A 5,248-nucleotide genomic window follows, 5' to 3' on the forward strand; every position below is an offset into this window, starting at 1 on the left:
GTTCGTGGTCCGCGCAGAGAATCAGCGCGCGGTTGATCAGCTCCGGCGCGCGCTTCACCTTCGTGTCCCAGGCCGTGGCCAGCGACTCCGCCACCGTGTCTGTCTTCAACGCCCGGGACACGCGCCCGCGGTGCCTGCCCCTGGAGTGGAGAACAGGGGGGTCGTTACAGTTTTTCAAGTCGAACGGAAGCCGCGGCCAAGGTTTCCCGAGGGAGGACGCATGCGCACGCCGAAGGATGAACTGCTGCTCCAGGCGATGGACCATGCGTTGTCATCACGGACGGTGGAGGCGGTGGAGACCTTGGCGGGGCTGTACCGGTTGCTGGATGTGGAGCGGGTGGCGGAGGACGAGAACTACGGCGTGTTCGCGACGGCGCTGTCGCGGAGGTTGGAGGGGGCGACGGGGGCGCTGCATCCGTACCGGGCCTCGGAGCTGGACGGAGGCGCGCCGCAGATCGACCTGTTCCGGCAGTTGATGAAGCACCTGCCCCTGGCCTCGACGGCGGACGCGGTGGCGAACACGCTGCTCCTGGAGTTCCTGCGGGGCCACGACGAGGCGACGCTGCTGGACGTGGGCATCGGCCAGGGGCGCCAGGAGTGCAACCTGCTGCGCGTGCTGGCGAAGGCGGGAGCGCTGCCGAAGCACCTGTCGGTGGTGGGCGTGGACCCCAGCGGGGCCAGCCTGCGGGAAGCGCACGGCGCGCTGAGGGCGGTGGCGGAGGAGGTGGGGCTGTCGCTGGAGTTCGTGGGGTTGGAGTCACCGGTGGAGGACCTGGACCCGGCGGTGTGGTCCGCGTTGCGAAGCGTGCGCCGGCCGCTGGTGGTGAACGCGGCGTTCGCGCTGCACCACGTGGTGGACGGGGCCTCCGAGCACGTCGAGCCGCGCGACGCGGTGCTCGCGAGCATTGCCTCGCTGGGGCCGGTGGGGGTGGTGTTGTGCGAGCCCAACGTGGACCACCACCGCGCCCCGGCGCGCGAGCGGCTGGCCAATGCGTGGCATCACTTCTCCCGCGTGTTCCAGTTGCTGGATACGCTGGAGGTGCCAGCGGGAGATCGCCGCGCCATCAAGCGGTTCTTCGGCCGGGAGGTGGATGACATCGTGGGCACGGTGAACGAGCGGGAGCGGTGCGAGCGCCACGAGACGGCGCTCGTCTGGTGGGAGCGGTTGCGCAAGGCGGGCTTCCGGCCGAGGGGCGCCATGGAGGCGGTGTGTCCGTCGGGCGTGCACCCGGCGGTGGGGCTGCGCGCGGAAGAGGGCACGGTGGGCATCACCTTCCGGAGCGACGTGCTGGTGGCGGTGCTGGCGGCGGTGCCCGGGGAGCGCTCATGAGCGACCTGGAGGCCCTGGCGCCGCGAGTGATTGCGCGCTGCCGTGAATTGAACGTGCGCGTGGTGTTGGCGGAGGCGTGCACGGGAGGGCTCATCACGGCGGCGCTGACGGACGTGCCGGGGGCGTCGGCGGTGGTGGAGCGCGGCTTCGTGCCGTACTCGAACGAGTCGAAGGGGGAGCAATTGGGGGTGCCGCTGGCGCTGTTGCGAGCGCACGGGTCGGTGAGCGCGGAGGCGGTGGGCGCGATGGTGGCGGGGGCGCTGGAGCGCTCGTGGGCGGACTGGGGCGTGGCGGAGACCGGCATCGCGGGGCCTGGGGGCGGGACGGAGCAGAAGCCCGTGGGCCTGGTGTTCGTGGCGGTGCAGCGGCGGGGGAAGCCGGCGGTGGTGGAGCGCCATCTGTTCACGGGAGACCGGAGGGCGGTCCGTCAGGCCGCGGCAGCGAGGGGGCTGGCCCTCCTTCTGGAGGAGCTTGCCGTGGAGTCCTGAATGGATGGCTCGTCCCGTGGACCGTTGGCGGTCGCGGGCCGGATGGGTGATGAAGTCTTCACGAAGGGGGCGTCCGATGTATCGAATCGACGTGAATCCAGCTGAGTCCATCGTGAGCTTCGCCCTGGAGGGCTACATCCGGTTGGAGGAGATGCAACGCTTCGTGGTGGAGTTGAAGGCCGCGACGGACACGGTGGCGGGACAGGCCATCAAGATTGAAGCCGATCTGCGCACGTTCCGGCCCGCGTCGCCGGAGGCCGCGGACCTCATCCGTCGGGTGCAGGAGTACGGCCTGCGCTCCGGGGTGACGCGGGTGGCGGAGCTGGTGCAGAACCAGATCGTCGCGCTGCAGCTCAACCGGGTGGCGTCGGGGAGTGGGACGGACAAGATCCTCCGTCGCTTCTGGCAGGAGTCCGCCGCGAGGACGTGGCTGTTGCATGGAGACGCGGAGCTGGGCGTGGCGCTCCAGGGCTGAGCGTCTTCATACTCCCGGGCTCCGCTCTTTGAAGACAGGGGGCGCTGAGCTCGGGACGTGAATGATGCCGCGCTGGGCAGCCGTGTTGGTATGGGTGGTGTTCGCGACGGGCTGTGCGACGTCGCGGACGTGGCGGTTGGACACGGGGGAAGGGCCGCCCCGTGAGTACACGCCGCGCACGCGGACGGCGCCGGTGGCGCTGGAGGGCAGGGCCTTCGGAGAGGCGGTCCGGAGTCTGGCCCCCGGTGCGCGGGTGACGGTGCATCCCAGGACGGAGGCGCTGCGGTTGTTGGGGCTGGAGGCCCGGCGCCCGCGTGCATCCCTGGGACTCGTCGCGCTGGAGGACCCCAGGCGGGGCCGCGTGCGCGTGACGCAAGCGCCGGAGGAAGGCACGGCGCTGGAGGCGGCCTACGGGCGCTGGTGCGTGCGCAAGAAGCTGACGGGAGACTGCCTGCACCTGCTGGAGGAGGGGCCAAGGCTGGAGGAGGAGGGCAAGCGCACGCTGGCCTTCCGCATCGCCTTGGACTCGGTGTGGGAGGAGACGGCCAGCGCGTTGGAGGGGATGGTGGACCCGGAAGCGATGGGGGTGATGCTGGCGACGACGGGGGCGGTGTACCTGGGGCTGTGGCTGGCGCCGGAGCCACTGTTGTCGAAGGGCATCGCGGCGGTGCTGACGGTGGGGCTGATTGGGTACCTGGGCTGGGACACGGTGTGGAGCCTCATCCAGGGATGGAGGCTGCTGGCGGAGCGGGTGAAGGAGGCGAGGGACTTCGACGGCATCCGGGACGCGGGGGAGCAGTACGGGAAGGTGATGGGGAAGCAGGCGGCGAGGGCCTTCGTGATGCTGACGATGGCGGCGCTGGGGGGCACGGCGCAGACGCTGGCGGCGAGGATGGCGACGCTGCCGGGGGCGGCGCAGGCGGCGGTGGTGGGCGCGGAGCAGGGAGGCTTCAGCCTCGCGGCGGCCGGGCAGGTGCGCGCGGTGGCGGTGGCGTCGAGCGGCGTGGTGACGCTTGAGCTGGCACCGGGCGCTGTGGCGATGGCGGCCCAGGGGCCGAACGCCGCTGCAGTCGAGGGCCACGAGCACCACATCGCCACGAACAAGTGGTGGGAGGCGACGCACAATGGGGGCCCGTGGTCGCCCAAGTTTCAGAAACTCTTTGACCGAGCAGGCATGTCGCTGGACGACCAGGCGAACCGAGTCCGCATCCCGGGCCACAAAGGTCCCCACCCTCAGCAGTACCATGCCGTCGTCTATAAACGCCTGAAGGATGCGCTAGGAAGATGTCGGAGTATCGAGCAGTGTCGAGGCGAACTGGAGAAGGCACTCCAATCCCTGGCGAGAGAACTGCTTGAAACGGGCAGCCAGCTCAATCAATGGATTGTTCGGGACTGACGGACCTTGGCCATGACGACGCGATACTTCGAACTGTCCGATGACATGAGCATTCAGGAACGCTGGTTTCTAGACGAGGCCACGAACTCACAGGGGCAGGAAATCGATGACATCTGGCAGTTCGCGGATGGCTGTGCCGTTCGAGTCGAGGAGCGGCTCCGAATCCCTGTCCATCATCCTGGCACACCACTCGAGTTCTCCCAGACAAGCGTTGGAGCAGCGCCCATCGTGCATCAGCGGGTGGCGAACATCTTCACGAAGCTGGCGCCTGACGCCGTGCAGGTGATTCCAGTCGATGTCGACGGACAAGCCGAGCCGTACTGCATCCTCGTTGTCACGAAGCTGATCCAATGCATTGATGATCAACAGTCCGCGGAGGTGTCGTACTGGAAGCCGGAGGATGGGCGCCCAGAGAAGACCGGATCCTACCGGTCGGTCTATGACATGCGCATCGACACGACGAAGGTGGGGGATGCGAAGGTGTTTCGCACCAGGGGATGGACGGGTGCGATCATTGTCTCCGAGGACATCAAGGACGCCTTGGAGCGTGCGGGTGTCACGGGGGTGCAGTTCGAAGAAGTCACCGGCCCCAGCTCCGTTACCCCTGAGGAGCGCGAACGACGGCTCAAGCTCAGGAAGCTCTACGATCGGACGGAAACAGCCCGCGACGCCTTCTGGGCCACGCTGGGCACGCTCGAAGAACGGTTCATCATTCCCCCGGTCGTCGGGGGAGGCTGGCCGGCACGACGCCAGGTCTGGCGCGTCATCCGCCGACCGGAAGGCCGCACCCTCTTCGTGACGGACGGCCTGTCCGACTTCTACGCAGCCCGCGTGGAACCCTCCGTGGGCTTCGGCGTGGAGCTCGCGCTGGAAACGGATGAACCCGTCGCGGACGTGTCGAGCTGCTGGCAGCAACTGATCCTGGAGCACATCGGCAACGAACTCGCGGAGCACGAGAGGGTGCGCGAGACGGTGAGGACGGGTTTCCTGTCCATGGAGGTGGACGGGCAGCGGATGCCCGAAACCCTCCTGACAAAGGACGGCCGGGTGGGCTTGCTGCTGGGCATGGACACCCCCAGCCTCCCCACCCACTTCACGATGCCCGACGGAGAAGTCCGCCTCGTCACCGTGAAGACCCTGATGCCCGCGGAGCTCGAGTACCTGCTGGAGCACGGCAAACACGGCTGTGAAGAACTCATCCGCCGCTTCAACGAGCGAGGCTCCAGCCACCTGTCCCGCGCCTGGCGTCAGCCCGTGGTGTGACGCCTCACCCTCCAATTCCCATCGCGAGCAGCACGGCGAGCCCCACATACAGCGGCACATTGAGCGCGAGCGTGAGCCGGTTGATGCGCCGGAAGCGCTCCTGCTCCGCGTCCGCGAACCACACCCCGTCCTCGCCGGTGGTGCGTCCCTCGACGGCCCGGTGGAACAGCGCCGCGTAGGCCACCTCCACCCCCAGGCTCACCAGCACCAGCCCCACGAGCGCCAGCGCCCACACGTCGCGCCCATCGAGCGCCCCCGCCCACTTCTCCCCCGAGTCTGTCTCTTATACCCATCTG

Annotated in this window: 6 protein-coding genes; 5 read left to right on the top strand and 1 reads right to left on the bottom strand. The window is 68.6% G+C overall.

Translation table 11 applies throughout. The annotated features are described in order from the left end of the window. The first annotated feature begins 220 nt into the window (after positions 1 to 220). The 5 genes from D7X74_RS39325 to D7X74_RS39345 all read left to right on the top strand — a co-directional run bounded on the left by D7X74_RS39325 (position 221) and on the right by D7X74_RS39345 (position 4,952). Entirely contained in the window at positions 221 to 1,330 is a 1,110-nt protein-coding gene (locus D7X74_RS39325; protein ID WP_120538076.1) for a GRAS family protein, read from the top strand. After that, complete coding sequence (locus tag D7X74_RS39330) at positions 1,327 to 1,818, top strand: CinA family protein (RefSeq protein ID WP_120538077.1); 492 nt, start codon at positions 1,327 to 1,329, stop codon at positions 1,816 to 1,818. Before D7X74_RS39325 ends, D7X74_RS39330 begins: the two co-directional genes overlap by 4 nt. Before the next feature lie 76 nt (positions 1,819 to 1,894). Then, a complete protein-coding gene (locus D7X74_RS39335) occupies positions 1,895 to 2,293 on the top strand; it encodes an STAS/SEC14 domain-containing protein (protein WP_120538078.1) in 399 nt (132 codons plus the stop codon). A gap of 64 nt (positions 2,294 to 2,357) precedes the next feature. Further along, complete coding sequence (locus tag D7X74_RS39340) at positions 2,358 to 3,689, top strand: AHH domain-containing protein (RefSeq protein ID WP_233602446.1); 1,332 nt, start codon at positions 2,358 to 2,360, stop codon at positions 3,687 to 3,689. Between the two features lie 12 nt (positions 3,690 to 3,701). After that, entirely contained in the window at positions 3,702 to 4,952 is a 1,251-nt protein-coding gene (locus D7X74_RS39345) for an imm11 family protein (protein ID WP_120538080.1), read from the top strand. Positions 4,953 to 4,956: 4 nt separating this feature from the next. Here the strand turns inward: D7X74_RS39345 and D7X74_RS39350 are convergent, their stop codons facing one another. Then, positions 4,957 to 5,187, bottom strand: a complete 231-nt coding sequence (locus tag D7X74_RS39350; protein ID WP_233602447.1) for a hypothetical protein — start codon at positions 5,185 to 5,187, stop codon at positions 4,957 to 4,959. Positions 5,188 to 5,248: the final 61 nt, after the last annotated feature.

The sequence above is a fragment of the Corallococcus sp. CA047B genome (genome assembly GCF_003612065.1).
Taxonomy (GTDB): domain Bacteria; phylum Myxococcota; class Myxococcia; order Myxococcales; family Myxococcaceae; genus Corallococcus; species Corallococcus praedator.